Below are 17,263 nucleotides of genomic sequence, written 5' to 3' on the forward strand. Positions count from 1 at the left end.
GTATGAGCCGTATAGACACGTCGAATAACGATAAACGCACAGCGGGCGTCTTTCACATCTACCAGCCTTTCCTAACGGGGTTTAGGGCAACCCTTGGTGTTGGTTTAGGTATTTTGTGTTGTCTCCTCATCCTTCGCATGGGTGTTTTATTCGCGTATATTGGCCTTGCGCTATTTATTACTTTGGCAATCGAACCGCTGATTTCAGCGCTTGTAAAGCTCGGTATTTCACGTGGTGTGTCAGTTGTGTTACTTCTTCTTTTTTTCAGTGCATTTCTGGGGGTTGCCCTCTGGCTTATTATTCCGATACTTACAAGCGAAACAGCTCTTTTATGGAAGACGGTAAGCTCATTTATGACGGAGGGGAATTACAGGCAGTTTATTTCCCTCTTAAGAAAAGCTATCCCTGATTTTGACTTTAATGAATTATTACAGCAAGGATGGTTATGGATTCAAAACAATGTAACAACCATAACCGGTAGTGTGGTTAACATAGGCATCGGAATAGTGAATACTGTCACCGGAATAGTGATTGTACTGATACTCACAATATATTTTAGTGCCACACTGCCAACGATAAAAGCCACAGGGTACAAACTTGTTCCGGCTTCAAGGCGGGAATTCGTAAAAGATACGCTTGAGGATGTCCTGTCATCTGTCGGACGGTACACGGCCGGACAATTTCTCCTAGCGTCAATAAATGGAACCTTAACCCTTCTTATTTTTTCAATCTTGCAATTTAAGTATCCGATACTCATGGCCTTTATAGCTTTCATAGGATCTATGATTCCGCTGGTCGGCACTATTTCAAGCTCAGCCCTGATATCTGGTATAACCCTTTTTTCTGCACAGGGGTGGACGGTCTGGGCGGTTGTGATTTACTATCTGGTGTATATGAATGTTGAAGCGTATGTAATAAGCCCAAAAATAATGAAAAAGGCGGTTTCTGTCCCAGGATCCTTAGTGGTTATATCAGCCCTAGCAGGTGGAATGCTGGCAGGTGTTCCTGGTGCTGTGGTGGCTGTTCCAGCCGCAGCAAGTATCGTCGTACTTATAAAACGGGTCCTCATCGATGCGAAATAACGGGCCCTCCGCATGCCAATCTGCTCTCGAGTCGCATCGGAGATATTTGCAGGGTCGTATGCAAGATGCCGTATTGCTCATAAAGAATTCTTTCCGCTTCCACTAGGACTTTGTTCTGATCTGTCTGCTTGTGAATTAGAATATTCGCCGTCGCAATGTGCTTTTCGTCCGATAAGGTCCACGCATGCAGGTGATCGACTGAAATCACACCATCAATTCCAAGCAAACTGCTTTCCACCTCTTGTATATCAACAGGTGAAGCTTGCAAAAGGATTCTAATAACCTCTTTGCCAAGTTTTGCCGCACGGTAGCAAATAAAGAGAACTATGGCAATCGCAGCTATTGAATCAATAATAGTTAGCCCTGTCAGAATAATGAGTATTGCCGACAACATAACGCTGACAGACGCAATGGCGTCAGAAAGCACTTCCATGTATGCGGCTCTGAGATTAATCCCCTTTTGTTTGGCAGAATGCAACACGAGGACGGCAGAAAGATTCACCAAGAGACCTGCAATACCCGTTACAAAAATCACCCATCCTGATATATGTTCTTCAGGATACACAAGACGCATAATCGACTCTTTTGCTATAAGAAAAGCCAGAAAAAACATAATCAAAATACTCACTCCGGCAGAAAACACCTCAACTCTATAGAGCCCATAAGTCCTATGTGAATTTCTATTTGATTTGGCAACAAGCCTTGCCGCAATAAGTGCATTAAAAAGGCCGAGTGAATCTATAAACATATGCCCCGCATCGGATGCCAAAGTAACTGACGCGCTAAGATACACGGCAAGTAGCTCAATAAGCGTAAAGCCAACGGTGAGACAAAGAGCAATAAATAAACGTTTATAAATAGATACGTTTATATGTACATCAAAAGAAGAATGCGTATGACCATGCAAAAGGACCCCAAACAAGAAACTAGCGCCAAAGCAGGAGCGCGGCTACTTGACAGCGACAAGGCACAATTTACCCCTATCGTCGATCTTTGATACCTCAACAAGCACCTTCTGACCAACGCTCAGGACCTCATCGACACTTTCAAGATGTCTCCCGTCTACCATCTTACGTATCTCAGATATATGAAGCAAGCCATCCTTACCAGGAACAAGACTTATAAAAGAACCGAAGGGCATATTTTTTACAACAGTCCCGAGAAACTGGCTACCAACGCAAGGCTCTACTGGGTTTACAATGGAATTCACCATTGCGACGGCTTTCTCTGAAGAATCGGCCTGAGATGATCCTATATACACCGTTCCATCATCCTCGATAGAAATTTCCGCACCTGTCTCATCCTGAATGGAATTTATCACCTTACCCTTTGGACCAATCAGCTCGCCAATCTTTTGAACAGGAATCTTTACTCTTACAACACGGGGGGCATATTCCGACATCTGATCGGGAGAATCTATTACGCGAGTTAAAACATCTAGAATTGCCAAACGCGCAGACCGGGCATGTGCCAGAGCCTCACTCAAAACATGTGCTGGAATCCCATCGAGCTTCGTATCAAGCTGAAGCGCAGTTATAAAATCAGATGTCCCAGCAACTTTAAAATCCATATCCCCCAAAGCATCTTCCGAGCCGGAAATATCCGTTAGCGTAACATATCGCATTTCGCCATCAACACGACCGCTGATAAGACCCATAGCTATTCCAGCAACTGGCGCCCGAAGTGGAACACCGGCATTCAGAAGCGATAATGTCGAGGCACAAACAGAACCCATGGATGTGGAGCCGTTGGAGCCCAATGCCTCTGAAACCTGTCGGATTGCATACGGAAAATCTTCGCGGCTCGGCAGAACCGGAACAAGTGCGCGCTCGGCAAGGAAGCCGTGACCTATCTCCCTGCGCTTCGGACTACCAACACGACCGACTTCGCCCGTTGAATACGGGGGGAAATTGTAGTGATGAATATACCGCTTTGATACAATCGGCGCCAAAGAATCTATCTGCTGCTCCATTTTGAGCATATTAAGGGTTGTAACGCCCAAGACCTGTGTCTCGCCCCTCTGAAATACAGCCGATCCATGAACGCGAGGGACAACTTGGACCTCCGCATCCAAGGGGCGTATATCGGAAAGCCCACGACCATCCATTCGGGCAAAACCCTCAAGAACGCAAGTTCTAACAACATCTTTTAGGACCGCCTTGTACGCATGCGGAAACTGAGAAAGGCTATCTTGATCGAATCGACCCGAGAGCACTGCGTCATGAAAAGCATCATACGCTTTTTGCTTTATCTCATCGGACGCAGATAAAGCATTCGGAGCGTATCCCGAATCATGATTGCCCCGATAGACTTTCTCGAGGTCAGATTTAACCAGACCCTCCACAAAGGAATGTACACTATCGGAATAATCCGGATACAAATCCGGCTCCGTATGGCTCAATGACAACTTGCTTGCCAAATCACGCTGTATGTCACACAGGGTACGTATAAAGACCTTTGCTGACTCGATTCCTTCCTCAATAACCTCCTCATTGGGCTTTTTAGCGCCATGAGAATGAATAAGATCCCAGGCAGATTCTGTGGCCTCTGCCTCAACCATCATGATTGCAATATCTTCCTTGCCAGACTCATTGACAAACACCCGTCCTGCAACAGTTAGGTCAAACACGGCCCCGGACAGGTCTTCATATCTCGGAAAGGCAACCCACTGACCATCTATAAGAGCGAGACGCACACCGCCAATTGGGCCAGAGAAAGGCAGGCCAGATACAAGGGTTGATGCACTCGCCGCATTTATTGCCAAAGCTTCATAGAATTCGCCTGGAGCAATGCTAAGAACAGTAACTATTACCTGAACCTCATTCCGCAGCCCGGCATTAAAACTGGGCCGCAGGGGCCTGTCAATCAGCCTGCATGCAAGAATAGCCTCTGTGGAGGGCCTTCCCTCACGACGAAAGTATGAACCCGGTATTTTTCCTGCAGCATAGGAACGCTCCTCGACATCAACCGTGAGCGGGAAAAAATCACAATCTTCCTTCGGCTGCTTGCCGACGCTGGTAGAAGACAAAAGCATCGTCTCGCCATCCAGATAAGCAACGACGGAGCCCTGAGCCTGCCTCGCGAGACGGCCAGTCTCGAACCTAATCGTGCGAGTGCCAAACCGTCCGTTATCTATCACTCCCTCAGAAAACTGCACGTCATCCAACTAGAAAATCCAATCCACGAAGTACAAAGCCAAACCTAGCGGCGCAAACCGAGGTTGCTGAGAATCGCGCGATACCGGCTAACATCAACCCCGTGCAAATAAGAAAGAAGACGCCTCCTGCGGCCAACCATGAGCATAAGACCCCTGCGCGAGTGATGATCAAAAGAATGCTCTTTCAGGTGCTGCGTAAGCCGCGCTATTCTCGCTGTGAGAAGGGCAATCTGCACCTCTGGGGATCCTGTATCACCCTTTGAAAGCCCATACTCAGAGATAATCGCACCCTTATCCATGTCGAGCTTTCTAGCCATATATTCCTTCTCTAAGGCCACCCGATACACAAACGACGAATCCCTGAGCAATCCAGAAAACAAAGCCCGGCAACGAGGAGCGCAAAACGCGAACAGCCCGATTATATATAATGCAAACAAATCTAGCAAACGCGGCACAGCCGAATGTGCGATCACCTTATGTGAATAATTCTAAGCGCCGTGCAACTGCTCGAGTGTATCGACCTCTATATCCGAGGCAACAATCTCGAGAACATTGTTATTCATACATAAAAACCCGCGGCCTGTTTTGAGGGCACGAACGCTATTTACCGAATCAAAGATTTTTACAGACCCCGGAACAAGTGCCGCAAGTAAAGGCTCATGTCCAGCCATAATTCCTATTTCTCCAGCGCGAGTGCGCGCAACAACAAGAGTTGCGCTGCATGTTAGCGAAAATGACTTCGCAGAAACAACTTTCGTTTCAAAGGTGGCCAATTTAACCTAATTCCTTTTGCAGCTTACTCCACTTGCGCTCAACATCCTCAAGTCCGCCGACATTGAAAAAGGCCTGTTCTGGAATATGATCGCAGTCACCTCTGCAGATTGCATCAAATCCATCGATTGTTTCCTGAAGCGGGACAGTTGATCCGTCCACACCCGTAAATTTCTTTGCCATATATGTATTCTGACTCAGGAACTGCTCAATCCGCCTGGCGCGGGCAACTGTAACTCTGTCCTCTTCTGATAGCTCATCAATCCCGAGAATTGCAATTATTTCCCGCAGCTCCTTATCTCTTTGCAGAATCTGTTTCACTGTAACTGCGACCCTGTAATGATCCTTACCAATGTATTTTGGATCAAGTATGCGACTGGTTGACGCAAGCGGGTCAACAGCAGGATACAAGCCTTTTGAGGCAATCTCACGACTTAGTTCAGTTGTCGCATCAAGATGAGCAAAAGTTGTTGCCGGGGCTGGGTCCGTATAATCATCTGCCGGCACATAGATCGCCTGAAGAGAAGTAATTGAGTGACCTCGTGTTGATGTAATTCTCTCCTGCAAGACACCCATTTCATCAGCTAAATTTGGCTGATATCCAACAGCCGAGGGTATACGTCCAAGCAAAGTAGACACCTCTGATCCTGCTTGCGTGAAACGGAAAATGTTATCTATGAACAATAAGACATCCTGCTTCTGGACATCTCGGAAGTATTCTGCCATCGTAAGGGCACTTAGGGCGACACGAAGGCGTGTGCCGGGAGGTTCATCCATTTGTCCAAAAACAAGAGCGGTTTTATCAAAAACACCAGCATCCTGCATCTCGCGAATCAGGTCGTTACCCTCGCGCGTACGCTCACCAACCCCGGCAAAAACCGATACACCGCCATGATCCTGGGCCACTCTTTGTATCATTTCCTGAATAAGAACAGTTTTACCAACACCAGCACCACCAAAGAGTCCGATTTTACCGCCCTGAACATACGGGGTTAGAAGATCAATAACTTTAATGCCAGTTTCAAAAAGCTGAGTCTTACTTTCAAGAAGACTAAATTCTGGCGGCTTGCGGTGTATAGACCAATACTCATCAAATTTGATATCTTCGCCGTTACTGTTTAAGACCTCACCAACAACGTTAAAAACCCTTCCCTTTGTCGCATCACCTACAGGGACAGTGATATGTCCACCGGTATCAAGCACCTCTTGACCCCTTATTAGACCATCAGTAGATTGCATGGCAACCGTACGGACCAAGTCGTCACCAAGATGCTGAGCAACTTCAAGGGTTATCTCAATTTCTTTTCCAGAACGGTTTACACGGGTCTTCAAGGCGTTAAAAACGCCAGGAAGGTTATTGCGTGAAAACTCCACATCTACGACAGAGCCCGTAACCCGCACTATCCGCCCAACTGCATCCCCTGTCATAATCTCCAATCATCCGCATCCTAATATACAAAACAATCACAGAAACATTCAGCCTGAATCGAGGGCACCAGCACCTCCGATAATCTCAGAGATCTGCTGAGTTATCTCCGCCTGGCGCGCATTATTCGCGAGTCTTGTGTATTTCTCTATAAGCTTGTCGGCATTATCACTCGCAGATTTCATAGCCCGTTGAGTGGCAGCATGTTTTGCGGTTGCTGACTGAAGTAGTGTGTCAAATACCCTGCTCTCAACATATTCCTTCAAAAGCTCATCCAAAACCGATGTTACATCTGGCTCGAAAGAGTAAAGAGGCAAAACGGGCCTATCATGTTCCCGTTGAATATTGGATGATGAGGAAACCTCATCCACAACCTCCATTGGGATCAGACGAAAGGCAGTTGGTACTTGGTTTACCAGGTTTACAAAACGATTGAACACAATATAAACTTCGTCAACTTTACGCCGAAAGGTATTATTTTGCATATCTCCCATATCGGGTGTATGAGGCATATCAATATTTTCTGCCTCAACAACCTGTGCCCCCAAATCATGCTTGTTATCCTGTCTCGCGGGTAAAAAACAGCTAAAAATAGTTCTGCTTATTTCCTGAGCCATCTCAAATGTTGGGCGCTCTGAGCTTCCAATCCAGCTTTGTACAAACGGTATTTTTCTAAAATTAAAAAAATTCACAGCCTTGCGGCCAATTAGATAATAATCTGTCTCAATTGACCGTTCTGTCAGATTATCTCCAAGCTGCACAGCCTCATTCATAACCTGCGCATTGAACGAACCGGCCAGTCCTCGATCCGACGCAAACACAAGGATGGCGGACCGTCTCGGATGCTCAATCTGGGTAATAAGCGGATGCCTTTCATCAGAATAACTCAATACGGTTGAGACGGCACGAGACAATGCAGCCGCATATGGAGCGAAAGCACCACATTTCTCACGCGCCCTCACGATTCGGCTGGCAGCAATCAATTCCATAGCGCTGGTTATCTTCTTCGTCACCGATGCTGAGGCTGCTTTTCCGCGATATACCCTAAGCTGCGCACCCATACAGAAAACCTCCGAGCTTTCAGTTCGCCCGACGTGAACGAACTAACTCTTCCTGACCTATATTCTCGTCCTCCAGAGGATCCTTTTCGCGCTCATCGACCCGCATAAAATAGACCTTGTTTTTAAAGGACTCTACGGCCTCCTTCAAGCGTTCGAGAAGAGCATCTGTCAGGTCACCACATGTACGCAAATCGTCAAGAATAGAGGTTCTATTTCTCAGGTATTCCAGCAAATCACGTTCGAAATCTAATACATCAGAAAGCGGTATATCGTCTATATAGCCATTCGACCCCACCCAAATCGACACAACCTGATCCTCAACTGGATAAGGAGACTGTTGCTGTTGTCTCAACAATTCAGAAAGTCTTGCGCCCCTGTCAAGCTGGCGACGGCTGACAGCATCAAGATCAGACGCAAACATGGAAAACGCCTCAAGTGCCCTGTACTGAGCAAGCTCCAACTTTAGCATCCCAGACACTTTTTTAATCGACTTTATCTGGGCGTCACCACCAACCCTGGAGACCGAGATCCCCACGTCAACTGCGGGTCTCTGATTTGCATTGAACAAATCTGACTGTAGAAAAATCTGGCCATCTGTTATAGAAATAACATTAGTCGGTATATATGCAGAGATATCGTTAGCCTTTGTCTCGATAATCGGCAAGCCAGTCATTGAACCACCACCCATTTCGTCTGACAATTTCGCGCAACGCTCCAAGAGCCGGGAATGTAAATAAAAAACATCACCCGGATACGCTTCACGGCCTGGGGGGCGCCGCAGGAGAAGTGAAATCGCTCGGTAAGCCTCCGCCTGTTTGCTGAGGTCATCAAAGACAATGAGAACATGCCTGCCCTGATACATCCAGTGCTGACCGATAGCAGATCCAGAATATGGAGCGATGTACTTGAAGCCCGCCGGATCAGACGCGGGGGTTGCAACTATGGTCGTATATTCCATACACCCCGCCTCTTCAAGGACACGCTTTACCCCCGCAATTGTCGAGCCCTTTTGGCCAATAGCAACATATATACAAAAAACACGCTTCTCCGGGTCCGACCAGTTATCTTTCTGATTGATAATTGTGTCAATTGCAATAGTGGTCTTTCCGGTTTGCCTATCGCCAATAATAAGCTGGCGTTGACCCCTACCGATTGGAATCATTGTGTCAATGGCCTTTATCCCAGTCTGTATTGGCTCGTGAACAGACCGCCGCTGCATAACACCTGCGGCTTGTAATTCAAGCTCCCTATAGGTCTCGTGGGGCACTTCACCTAAGCCATCTACAGGACGGCCAAGTGGGTCTACAACCCTACCAAGAAAGGCGTCGCCAACAGGAATTGATAGAACCCGTCCGGTTGACCTGACATCCATTCCCTCAACGATTCCATCAAACTCCCCAAGAACAACTACTCCAGCCAAATCTTCATCCAGATTTAGCGTGACTCCGAAAGTGCCATTAGAGAATTCGACAAGCTCACTCGCCATGAGCGCCGGAAGGCCTTCAATATGAGCAACGCCATCGGCTGCATCGACAACCCTGCCGACCTCAAATTCATTTGCCTCTCTCGCTGCAGAAAGAGTTGAATCCAGGAGATTGCGGATAACCCCCCTTACTTCCTCAGAAGTGATTATCGGTTGTTTAGACATATCCCCCTTTTCAGCTAAAAGTTTCAAGTGCACCAAAAGAAAGAGCCAAGTTATTCAGATGAACAGCGACAGTATCATCTATCACTGAATGATTCACCTGAACCCTGACACCTCCGAAGACTTTTTCATTAATAACCTCGCGCAAAATAATTCTTCTTTTGAAACGCCTAGAAAGCACATCAACTAACTCATCCCTCTGCTCCCGCGATAATGGCCTTTCGGTTGTTACATCTGCTATTTGTGCACCAAGCTCATCAGCAACTATTTTCTCTGCAAAAAAAACACATTCACGAAACGCTCTTTTCTTTTGCATATAGCATGCAAAATATTCAAGAACAGCCAAAGTGCCTTCGTGAGCTCCGGCAAACACGCCGGAAATCAATTGTTTCTTCGAATATGCGGGCAGAAAACGCGCGCTTAGAGTCTTATCAAGAATCTTATGCGAATCAACAATGCTTGACACCCAGAAAAGCTCATCTAAAAAATCCCGACAATCTGCAAATCGACGCGTGCAAGACGCTCTTATAAACATCTCCTCAAAGGCATACAGAAGATCAATTGGCTCCGACCAGCGAAGGCTAACTGCCATACAGATAAAGGCATCCGGATCCTTTCCAGTAAGTTCCGCAATAAGCTTTTGTTTTGAGACACAACTAAGAGATCGGGATACAAGAGATGAGCGAAGGCGCCGAGAAATCGCCAATAGAACTGCCACTTCATATAAGCTCTGTAAATCGCTGCACTCACTGAGTCGATTGCGCAAATGCGCGAGAGATGACCTGGACGAGCTACCCGGCATCTTCAGCCATCTTTGCGATAGATGCACTAACCAATTCACGAGACTTTTTATCGTCATCAAGTTTCTCGGAAACAGCCTTACCTGCTGCGGCGAGAGCCAAGGTTGCAATCTCCGAACGCAAAGAAAGAAGAGCTGCAGCCTTCTCGGCTTGAATTTGCTCCCTCGCGTGAAGCATGACACGCTCAGCTGTTTCATCGGCTGTCTCTCGGGCTTGTTGTAGTATCAGCTGGGCATCATCCCGCGCCTCTTGCCTAATTTGCGAAGCCTCGGATTTTGCCTCATCTAGCTGCTGTTTTCTGAGCTCAAGGGTCTCGAGCGCGCGGGCATGCGCAGAGGCAGCCTCCGAAATCTTTCCCTCTATCAGGGAGGATCGATCACTCAGAAGCTTACTAATTCTCGGAATAACAAACCACCAAAAAAATGGTAAAACAATAGCCAGAACAATGGCCGAGAATACAATATCCGGAACACTAGGCAGCAGCGGATTGTGGGGTTGTGCAAACTTCATATACCTACAACTTTCGGAGAGCTACCTGAACAGAAAGTAAGTCCCAATACCTATTAGAGCCAAAGCCTCAGTAAATGCAACACCAACATACATCAAAACGGTGAGCCGTTTGGCCAATTCTGGTTGTCTTGCAACAGATTCAACCGTTTTACCAACAACAATACCTACCCCAATTGCGGAACCAATTGCAGCAAGTCCATAGCCAATAGATGCAAGACTGCCAGCTACTTCAGCAAGAACACTACCCATGCATAATCTCCATTCATTTCGTTATTCTCCAAAAACATCTATTTCAATGCTCATCAGCAAGTGAAAGCTCTATATAAACCCCCGTTAAAAGGGTGAATATATAAGCCTGTAAAAAGCAAACTGCAATTTCAAAAAGGGTAAAAGCAAGCCCGATCAATAAAGTGCCAATACCTAAAACCGCGAAAGCCCCACCAACGGTGAAGAACAAAAAATCAGTTGCGAGGAAGCAAAGAACCAAAAGAAGATGGCCGGCCATCATATTCATAGTTAACCTCAGGGTCAAGGTTATCGGCCTCAAGATAAACACAGAAAGGAACTCTATTGGGGCAACGAGAATATACAGCGGGCGTGGGACACCGGCGGGGAAAAGCGTCATAGACATATAACGGAAACCGTGCCTTTTAAAACCCGCATAAACAAATGAAACAGAGGCAACAAGGGCCATTACCAGAGGGAGCCCAATAACAGATGTGCCAGCAATATTGAGCCCAGGAATAATGCCCATTATGTTCATAGACAAAGTGAGGAAGAAAATGCCGGTCAAGAGAGGAAGAAATCGATGGGCATCTTTGCCAAGGATGTCCTCAGCTATGTTCTTACGGACAAATTCCAAACACAATTCAATAAGAGACTGAAATTTTCCCGGAACCGGCTTAGGCCTACGGAGGGAGAGCCAAAAAAAAGCGATTATTAAACCAACAGCCAGAAACCGAATAAGAATAATCCGATTCACCTCTAGAAAAGTCCCGTGAAACAAAAGAGCAGAGGGTGCAAACTCCTCAACAGAGGGTCCACAAAACTCTCCTGCCTGACACGAATCAGAAAGAAGCAAACCACCCCCTGAAAACACAATAGACACTCAGATACTATCAAAAACACCACTACGAAGAACAAGCAGTGTATCGATTACGAGACTTCCAACGCAGATTAGTGTTGTGCATAAAAAAAATGCAAATCCGTCAAACCACATTTGATTCTTTAGTGAAAATACAAAAATCAGAGAAACAACTATTTTTGCGACCCACCCAGACATAACAGCTAGGGGTAATGCGCTAAGAAACAATGGACTCTTCCTGAATTTGCCTGCGACAATCATACTTAGCACAGTGCTGGACATAAAAAAAACGGATAATGCACCACTCAAAAGAACTCCGAGCACACCTCTTTGGCCTGCAATATAGAAAAACAGAATACCCAAAAGTAAATAGGACACAAGTGTAAAGGCAGGACACACCAAGAGAATCCTGCGAAAAAGCAGGATAACCGAGTCGGCGTTATTAGTGCGCGAGGCAGCCATTAGCTTGCATTATTTCTCAAGGTTACACCCGGTGTTATTTTTAATTTCGATTCCAAGACCTTTTCCTCACTATGGGTAAAAACGTAAAGATCAAACACACAAGCACCCCAAACAGCAAAAAAAGAACGGCAAAAATCGTCGAAGTAAACAAAAAAAGTAACATTCCAACAGAAACAACCCCACTCCAAGCATAAAAAATAACAACAGTCGCAACAGAAGAGTGTCCCATATGCAGCATCCTATGGTGTAGATGTTTTTTATCGGGATTAAACGGACTTTTAAAAGATAAAAGCCGCCTCATAATCGCAAAAAGTAAATCCAAAATTGGTAATCCGAGCACAGCAAAAGGAAGGAGTATTGGGATAAATGCTGGAACATAATGTGCACGTCTTACAAATGTAACGGCGCTTGCTTGAGCAACTGCTGTCGTGGCCGCAACGGACATAACCAACCCGAGAAGCAATGCCCCAGAATCACCCATAAATAGCTTTGCAGGTCTCCAGTTGAATGGTATAAACCCTGCACATATTCCAAACAAAATGGCCGCAAGAAGGCCGACCAGGTTAAAGTAGTTACTCGGGGAAATCTCACGAGTAAAGAAATATATGTAAACAAAAAACACCCCATTACCAATGAGGCAGACACCAGCAGCCAGGCCATCAAGCCCATCAATGAAGTTAATTGCATTCATTGTCGTGACAATCAGAACGATACTTGCAATGGTAAGAAGCCAAGAAAGATCCCCACCTGTAAAGGAGTGAAAAATACCCCTGCTCATGACACTAACTATTGCAGCAGAAAAGATTTGCCCCAAAAGCTTTATAAGCCAATGCAACTCAAATAGATCGTCTAAAAATCCCAAAAGCGTTATAACAGAAACTGCTATAACCAGGCTTGTTAGAACCGGATCCGCTGTACGAAAGACATCTGAAAAATAAGGTATAAACCTCGCGAGTGCTATGGAAAACAAAAATGCCACAAACATGGGTATCCCACCTATGCGAAGTGTTGGTACTGTGTGCACATCGCGAGGGCGCACTTCCCTGAGCGCCCAAAACTTCGGGGCAATTTTCAAAAGACAATAGACCGAAGTAGCAGTAACAAGCGCCGCAAAAAGGGCCACAGAGAGATAAACAATCAAATGCTATTCATCCCCACACAACCGTATTGTTCTCTGTAATGTCAGATCACTGCTTCACAAGCTTCATTTGCATGGCTTTTTCTAGAGATTTCCACGGAATAGCGCCATCGCGCAGAAGGCGTGGCTGGGCAGTTTTAGGAGACACACCTTCAAAAATTCGACCGGCTGAATCTTCACAAAAATCTGTTAAATCAACTATTGAAGAGGGCACTCGATCTGGATTATCAATTCGGTCACCGTCAATATACATAGCAGGCTTATCCCTAAGAGAACCCCTAGCACTTCGAACTGAAAGAGCTGGTCGCCGTCCAGATATATTCGCCGATGAAACCGCCAAAGGGCCTATTTCATCCAGCAGTTGTAACAAAAAACTATGCCGAGGAATCCGTACTGCAACCGTGTCACCCCACAGCAAACCAGGTCTTGTACGAAGAACAAGTGTGAGAGGGCCAGGCCAGAAACGCTTGGCAAGAGCCAATGCCGGCTCCGGAAGCACATCAACAATCGCTTGAAATGTTTCTATACTGCCAACCAAAACGGGAGGAGCCGCGGTGCGGCCTTTTATTTCCAGAAGCCTACCAACCGCTTCAGGCTGAAACGCGTCAGCCGCAAGGCCATACACGGTATCAGTTGGTACAACAATAACACCACCCGATGAAATCGACCTTTTGGCGGCGCGAAAAGCGGACAGTGGATCTTTGTTGCAGTTAAAAGTCTGTGGCATTACTGTTCCATCCTAATTGAAAACTGTAATTTATGGATCTCAATGCGGCTAATCCAGCCTAATGATCTTTGCAGACGAAAAGCGAAGCCTATCGTTAAGATCACAAAAGCTCTCTATATCACAAAAGCCCATGGCCTCAAGGGATACGCGTAGGGATTGACTTTGATCGGGTAAATGTTCTAAGAACAAAAGCCCGGAATTAGCCAGGACAATCGAAGAAGCCCTCGCAACTGCCCGAAGAAGGTCTAGACCTTCAGGGCCTCCCCCACAGAGTGCCATATACGGCTCATATTTCTCATGCATCACCGATTGGGGCAAATATGGAGGATTTGCAACTACAACATCAGGGGGGCCAAATTCGCTTAGTAAAGCTAGCAAATCACTATCAACGGTAAAGTCGGCTTTGCGAATTGTGACATTCCTTAGATGGCGCAAATTCTTCTCAGCCCACTGTATAGCCGAATTACTTTTATCCACAGCCAAGTATTCAATATCAGTAGCACGCGAAGCAAGCGCGAGGGTTATACATCCAGTTCCGGTACCCAAATCCCATACAGACCGGATCAGTGTTCCCGTGGTACACAATTCTGTAAGCACCCTTTGAACCAGGATCTCCGTTTCAGGGCGCGGAACCAAAGCTCCAGGGCCCACTAAAATATCATGTTCGTAAAAACCAGACGTGCGGACTAGATACTGTACGGGATATCCCTCTGAACGTTGCGCGATAAGCTTCTTATATTTTTCCACTTCAATAGGGCTAACACTGCCCGTTGATAGGAGGGTGTGCCGCATAACACATTCTCGCGAAATATTGCAAGCAAAGCTTAGAAGTATTTCAGATTCAACCCTGGGCGAAAGCGAGTTGGAAAGCCGCCGGGTGCCCCACAACAGAAGATCTCTAAACAAGATCTAAACGTCCGTGTCCGCCTCTATACATGACCGAATAAGCTGAGAGACATCACCATTCAACACTTGGTCAAGGTTATACGCTTTATAGCCCGTTCTATGGTCAACCACGCGATTCTCTGGGAAGTTATAGGTTCTAATCCTCTCAGAGCGATCCATGGCCCGTATCTGGCTTTTTCTCGCTGCATGAGTAGTTTTTTCAATTTCATCCTGGCGTTTAGCAATAAGCCTCGCTCGCAGGATCCGCATTGCTGATTCTCGGTTTTGTATCTGGCTTTTCTCGTTTTGGCAGGAGACTACAATTCCTGTTGGGAGATGGGTTATTCTGACTGCTGAGTCTGTTGTGTTAACAGACTGTCCTCCGGGTCCTGATGATCTAAAGACATCTATTCTGATTTCATCATTAGTTATTTCGATTTCCCCCGGGGCATCGACTTCAGGAAAGACCAGAACTCCGGTTGTCGATGTATGTATTCTGCCCTGTGATTCTGTAGCTGGTACTCTCTGTACCCTGTGTACACCACCCTCGTATTTGAGAAGCTCCCAAACCCCATGCGTGCTTGATGGTGTTTTTCTTATTGCAAGCTGAACATCTTTGTAGCCACCCAATGTGTTTTCACTGTAGCTCAGTATCTCAACTTTCCACCCGTTTGAATCGGCAAAATACGCATACATTCTCAATAGGTCAGCGGCAAACAGCGCGCTCTCTGCACCGCCCTCGCCACCCTTTATCTCCATAATCACATCACGATGATCGTTTTCATCTCTCCGAGTTAAAAGGCTTTGCAGTCTGGCCTGAGCGTCAGAAAGCTTTTCCGTAAGAACAGGAATTTCTACGAGAAATCCGGGATCATCATCCGCAAGTTCGCGGGCGGCACTCAGATCAAGTGATATTTTCTGAAACTCCTCATAGGCAGCTTTTACCCGAGATAGCTTCGAATATCTCAAGCTCAAATCTTTCATTTCAGACGGACTTGCGTCACAGCGCGAGAGCCTGTCTTCTATGATGCTATGCTCTCGCAAGAGGGTATCTATGGTCTCAAACACTACCAGCCTAAAGAATGCAGCGATGGGACAAAATATGCAATAGAAAAGTCTTAGAAGCCGATCGTACAGGTAACATCACGAGCCCTCGCTGCGCACTCTAAGCCTTTTCACCTCACTCTGTTCAGAAGCACTCAGGAGAGTAAATTCATCCCTACTAGAACTCCGTATGGGGTTAATGGCTGGAAAATCTCGGCGCTCAGAGGCCAGTTTATCCAAAACAAGCTGCATGCCGCTCACAGCAACAAGATCATATTCAACCAATCGGTCAAACGCACTCTCGCTTTCACTAAGAACTGTGGCAAGCATTGTTATCGAGCCGCTATTTTCAATACAGCGTGCGGAAAGGAAAAAGCTTGTGATCGGGCGCAAAGCACTTAATTCCGCTGCGGATCCAATCAGGCGACTTGGTGGCGCACCAACAAGAGCATAGGCGCGACCAAGATGGGTCATCGAATCGACAATAAGAAGAACATCCCTACCCTGTTCAACAAGACGCTTAGAACGCTCAAGAACCAATTCTGCAACGCCAACTTGTTCTTCGGGCGAGCATTCCATGCTGGATACAACCACTTCACCTCTCAAAGTACGGGACATGTGAGTTGCCTCTTCGGGCCTTATACCAACAAGGAGAGTAATCAGATGAAGTTCTTTATTTTGCTCACACAGGCCGGCAGCGATTTCGTGCAGAACAGTTGTGCGACCGCTTTTACTTGGTCCACGAACAAGGCCACGTGTTCCTTTGGCCACCGGCGATACCAGATCAACTATCCTCTTTTCGACCGGGGCCGTCTTTGGTGTTATTCTAAGGCGACGCGTAGGGGGCACGCACATACCTGATTCAAAGGCCGGACGAGTAGTTACCTGCTGAAATTCTAAACCATTTACTGTGTTCACACTAACAAGCGGAAAATGCCTCTGTTTGTAACTATCAATACTTTTTACCCGGGCAACCTCGCCGGCAACTGCATCACCTTTACGGAGCGAATATTTTTTTACCTGACTCAGTGAGACATATATGTCAGAATCCCCCGGAGAATACCCGGTAGTTCGTATAAAGGCACAACTATCCAGTACATCAAGAACCCCTGCAATCGGAACGAGCTGTGAAGAGTCTAAAATCCCTTCTTCGATCCGCCGTCGCCGACTCCTGCCACGGCGCTCACGAGTTATGCTAACCCGATCAGGCTCATTAACACGCCGGATATCGCCTGTTTGCTGCCTCTCTGGCGTACCTTCCGGTATAGCGTTCGCCAGATCATCAAGTGTTATAGGACTCTCTCCGGGCGAATCAGCGGCATCCACAACCGACTTATCAGCGGCGGCCAGGCGTTCTAAAAGATCGCTCTTCTTGTACCGGTAGGCAGACTTAATACCCCTCTGAATCGCCAGAGTGCGTAATTTAGAAAGACTGAGGTTACGAATATCCTCACCATCAGACATGGTTTCC

Annotated in this window: 18 protein-coding genes; 1 reads left to right on the forward strand and 17 read right to left on the reverse strand. The window is 46.6% G+C overall.

What is annotated here, in order from left to right:
• Nucleotides 1-2 precede the first annotated feature (2 nt).
• The gene (locus tag TWT_RS02425) at nucleotides 3-1,082 is read left to right on the forward strand and encodes an AI-2E family transporter (protein ID WP_011096301.1); all 1,080 of its coding nucleotides are present in this window, start codon (nucleotides 3-5) and stop codon (nucleotides 1,080-1,082) included.
• Here TWT_RS02425 and TWT_RS02430 read toward each other — a convergent pair.
• From TWT_RS02430 to TWT_RS02510, 17 genes are all read right to left on the reverse strand, one after another.
• Complete coding sequence (locus TWT_RS02430; RefSeq protein WP_011096300.1) at nucleotides 1,066-2,004, reverse strand: cation diffusion facilitator family transporter; 939 nt, start codon at nucleotides 2,002-2,004, stop codon at nucleotides 1,066-1,068. The genes TWT_RS02425 and TWT_RS02430 overlap by 17 nt on opposite strands.
• Nucleotides 2,005-2,031: 27 nt before the next feature.
• Nucleotides 2,032-4,248, reverse strand: coding sequence for a polyribonucleotide nucleotidyltransferase (locus TWT_RS02435; protein WP_011102569.1), 2,217 nt, complete (start codon nucleotides 4,246-4,248; stop codon nucleotides 2,032-2,034).
• Nucleotides 4,249-4,283: 35 nt separating this feature from the next.
• Nucleotides 4,284-4,556, reverse strand: coding sequence for a 30S ribosomal protein S15 (gene rpsO / locus TWT_RS02440; RefSeq protein WP_011096298.1), 273 nt, complete (start codon nucleotides 4,554-4,556; stop codon nucleotides 4,284-4,286).
• Between the two features lie 171 nt (nucleotides 4,557-4,727).
• Nucleotides 4,728-5,012, reverse strand: a complete 285-nt coding sequence (locus TWT_RS02445; protein WP_011096297.1) for a F0F1 ATP synthase subunit epsilon — start codon at nucleotides 5,010-5,012, stop codon at nucleotides 4,728-4,730.
• 1 nt (nucleotide 5,013) lies between these two features.
• Nucleotides 5,014-6,438 (reverse strand): F0F1 ATP synthase subunit beta, encoded by a 1,425-nt coding sequence (gene atpD, locus TWT_RS02450; protein WP_011096296.1) that lies wholly within the window; start codon nucleotides 6,436-6,438, stop codon nucleotides 5,014-5,016.
• A 48-nt stretch (nucleotides 6,439-6,486) separates the two neighbouring features.
• Nucleotides 6,487-7,497 carry a F0F1 ATP synthase subunit gamma gene (locus tag TWT_RS02455; RefSeq protein WP_011096295.1) on the reverse strand — a complete coding sequence of 337 codons (1,011 nt, stop codon included), beginning with the start codon at nucleotides 7,495-7,497 and terminating at the stop codon, nucleotides 6,487-6,489.
• A 19-nt stretch (nucleotides 7,498-7,516) separates the two neighbouring features.
• Complete coding sequence (gene atpA / locus TWT_RS02460; protein ID WP_011096294.1) at nucleotides 7,517-9,145, reverse strand: F0F1 ATP synthase subunit alpha; 1,629 nt, start codon at nucleotides 9,143-9,145, stop codon at nucleotides 7,517-7,519.
• 10 nt (nucleotides 9,146-9,155) lie between these two features.
• A complete protein-coding gene (locus TWT_RS02465) occupies nucleotides 9,156-9,944 on the reverse strand; it encodes a F0F1 ATP synthase subunit delta (RefSeq protein ID WP_011096293.1) in 789 nt (262 codons plus the stop codon).
• A complete protein-coding gene (locus TWT_RS02470) occupies nucleotides 9,934-10,452 on the reverse strand; it encodes a F0F1 ATP synthase subunit B (protein WP_011096292.1) in 519 nt (172 codons plus the stop codon). Before TWT_RS02470 ends, TWT_RS02465 begins: the two co-directional genes overlap by 11 nt.
• A 21-nt stretch (nucleotides 10,453-10,473) precedes the next feature.
• Nucleotides 10,474-10,701, reverse strand: coding sequence for an ATP synthase F0 subunit C (gene atpE, locus TWT_RS02475; RefSeq protein ID WP_011096291.1), 228 nt, complete (start codon nucleotides 10,699-10,701; stop codon nucleotides 10,474-10,476).
• A 43-nt stretch (nucleotides 10,702-10,744) separates the two neighbouring features.
• A complete protein-coding gene (atpB, locus tag TWT_RS02480; protein WP_011096290.1) occupies nucleotides 10,745-11,560 on the reverse strand; it encodes a F0F1 ATP synthase subunit A in 816 nt (271 codons plus the stop codon).
• Nucleotides 11,561-11,998, reverse strand: a complete 438-nt coding sequence (locus TWT_RS02485) for a hypothetical protein (protein ID WP_011096289.1) — start codon at nucleotides 11,996-11,998, stop codon at nucleotides 11,561-11,563. It abuts the gene before it with no gap.
• Between the two features lie 40 nt (nucleotides 11,999-12,038).
• The gene (locus TWT_RS02490; RefSeq protein WP_011102572.1) at nucleotides 12,039-13,139 is read right to left on the reverse strand and encodes an MraY family glycosyltransferase; all 1,101 of its coding nucleotides are present in this window, start codon (nucleotides 13,137-13,139) and stop codon (nucleotides 12,039-12,041) included.
• Between the two features lie 46 nt (nucleotides 13,140-13,185).
• Complete coding sequence (locus tag TWT_RS02495) at nucleotides 13,186-13,863, reverse strand: L-threonylcarbamoyladenylate synthase (protein WP_011096287.1); 678 nt, start codon at nucleotides 13,861-13,863, stop codon at nucleotides 13,186-13,188.
• A 48-nt stretch (nucleotides 13,864-13,911) separates the two neighbouring features.
• A complete protein-coding gene (gene prmC, locus TWT_RS02500) occupies nucleotides 13,912-14,769 on the reverse strand; it encodes a peptide chain release factor N(5)-glutamine methyltransferase (RefSeq protein WP_011096286.1) in 858 nt (285 codons plus the stop codon).
• 3 nt (nucleotides 14,770-14,772) lie between these two features.
• Nucleotides 14,773-15,816, reverse strand: coding sequence for a peptide chain release factor 1 (gene prfA, locus TWT_RS02505; RefSeq protein ID WP_011096285.1), 1,044 nt, complete (start codon nucleotides 15,814-15,816; stop codon nucleotides 14,773-14,775).
• Between the two features lie 75 nt (nucleotides 15,817-15,891).
• Nucleotides 15,892-17,256 (reverse strand): transcription termination factor Rho, encoded by a 1,365-nt coding sequence (locus TWT_RS02510; RefSeq protein WP_011096284.1) that lies wholly within the window; start codon nucleotides 17,254-17,256, stop codon nucleotides 15,892-15,894.
• Between the last annotated feature and the right edge of the window lie 7 nt (nucleotides 17,257-17,263).

Origin of the sequence: Tropheryma whipplei str. Twist, assembly GCF_000007485.1 — a bacterium.
GTDB classification, from domain to species: Bacteria; Actinomycetota; Actinomycetes; order Actinomycetales; family Microbacteriaceae; genus Tropheryma; species Tropheryma whipplei.

What these genes read in the sequence shown, in the direction of transcription:
- TWT_RS02465 (WP_011096293.1), bottom strand. Translation starts at nt 9,944, where the DNA reads ATGCCGGGTAGCTCGTCCAGGTCATCTCTCGCGCATTTGCGCAATCGA.
- TWT_RS02470 (WP_011096292.1), bottom strand. Translation starts at nt 10,452, where the DNA reads ATGAAGTTTGCACAACCCCACAATCCGCTGCTGCCTAGTGTTCCGGAT.
- rpsO (WP_011096298.1), bottom strand. Translation starts at nt 4,556, where the DNA reads ATGGCTAGAAAGCTCGACATGGATAAGGGTGCGATTATCTCTGAGTAT.
- atpE (WP_011096291.1), bottom strand. Translation starts at nt 10,701, where the DNA reads ATGGGTAGTGTTCTTGCTGAAGTAGCTGGCAGTCTTGCATCTATTGGC.
- atpA (WP_011096294.1), bottom strand. Translation starts at nt 9,145, where the DNA reads ATGTCTAAACAACCGATAATCACTTCTGAGGAAGTAAGGGGGGTTATC.
- TWT_RS02425 (WP_011096301.1), top strand. Translation starts at nt 3, where the DNA reads ATGAGCCGTATAGACACGTCGAATAACGATAAACGCACAGCGGGCGTC.
- TWT_RS02510 (WP_011096284.1), bottom strand. Translation starts at nt 17,256, where the DNA reads ATGTCTGATGGTGAGGATATTCGTAACCTCAGTCTTTCTAAATTACGC.
- TWT_RS02455 (WP_011096295.1), bottom strand. Translation starts at nt 7,497, where the DNA reads ATGGGTGCGCAGCTTAGGGTATATCGCGGAAAAGCAGCCTCAGCATCG.
- TWT_RS02485 (WP_011096289.1), bottom strand. Translation starts at nt 11,998, where the DNA reads ATGGCTGCCTCGCGCACTAATAACGCCGACTCGGTTATCCTGCTTTTT.
- atpD (WP_011096296.1), bottom strand. Translation starts at nt 6,438, where the DNA reads ATGACAGGGGATGCAGTTGGGCGGATAGTGCGGGTTACGGGCTCTGTC.
- TWT_RS02495 (WP_011096287.1), bottom strand. Translation starts at nt 13,863, where the DNA reads ATGCCACAGACTTTTAACTGCAACAAAGATCCACTGTCCGCTTTTCGC.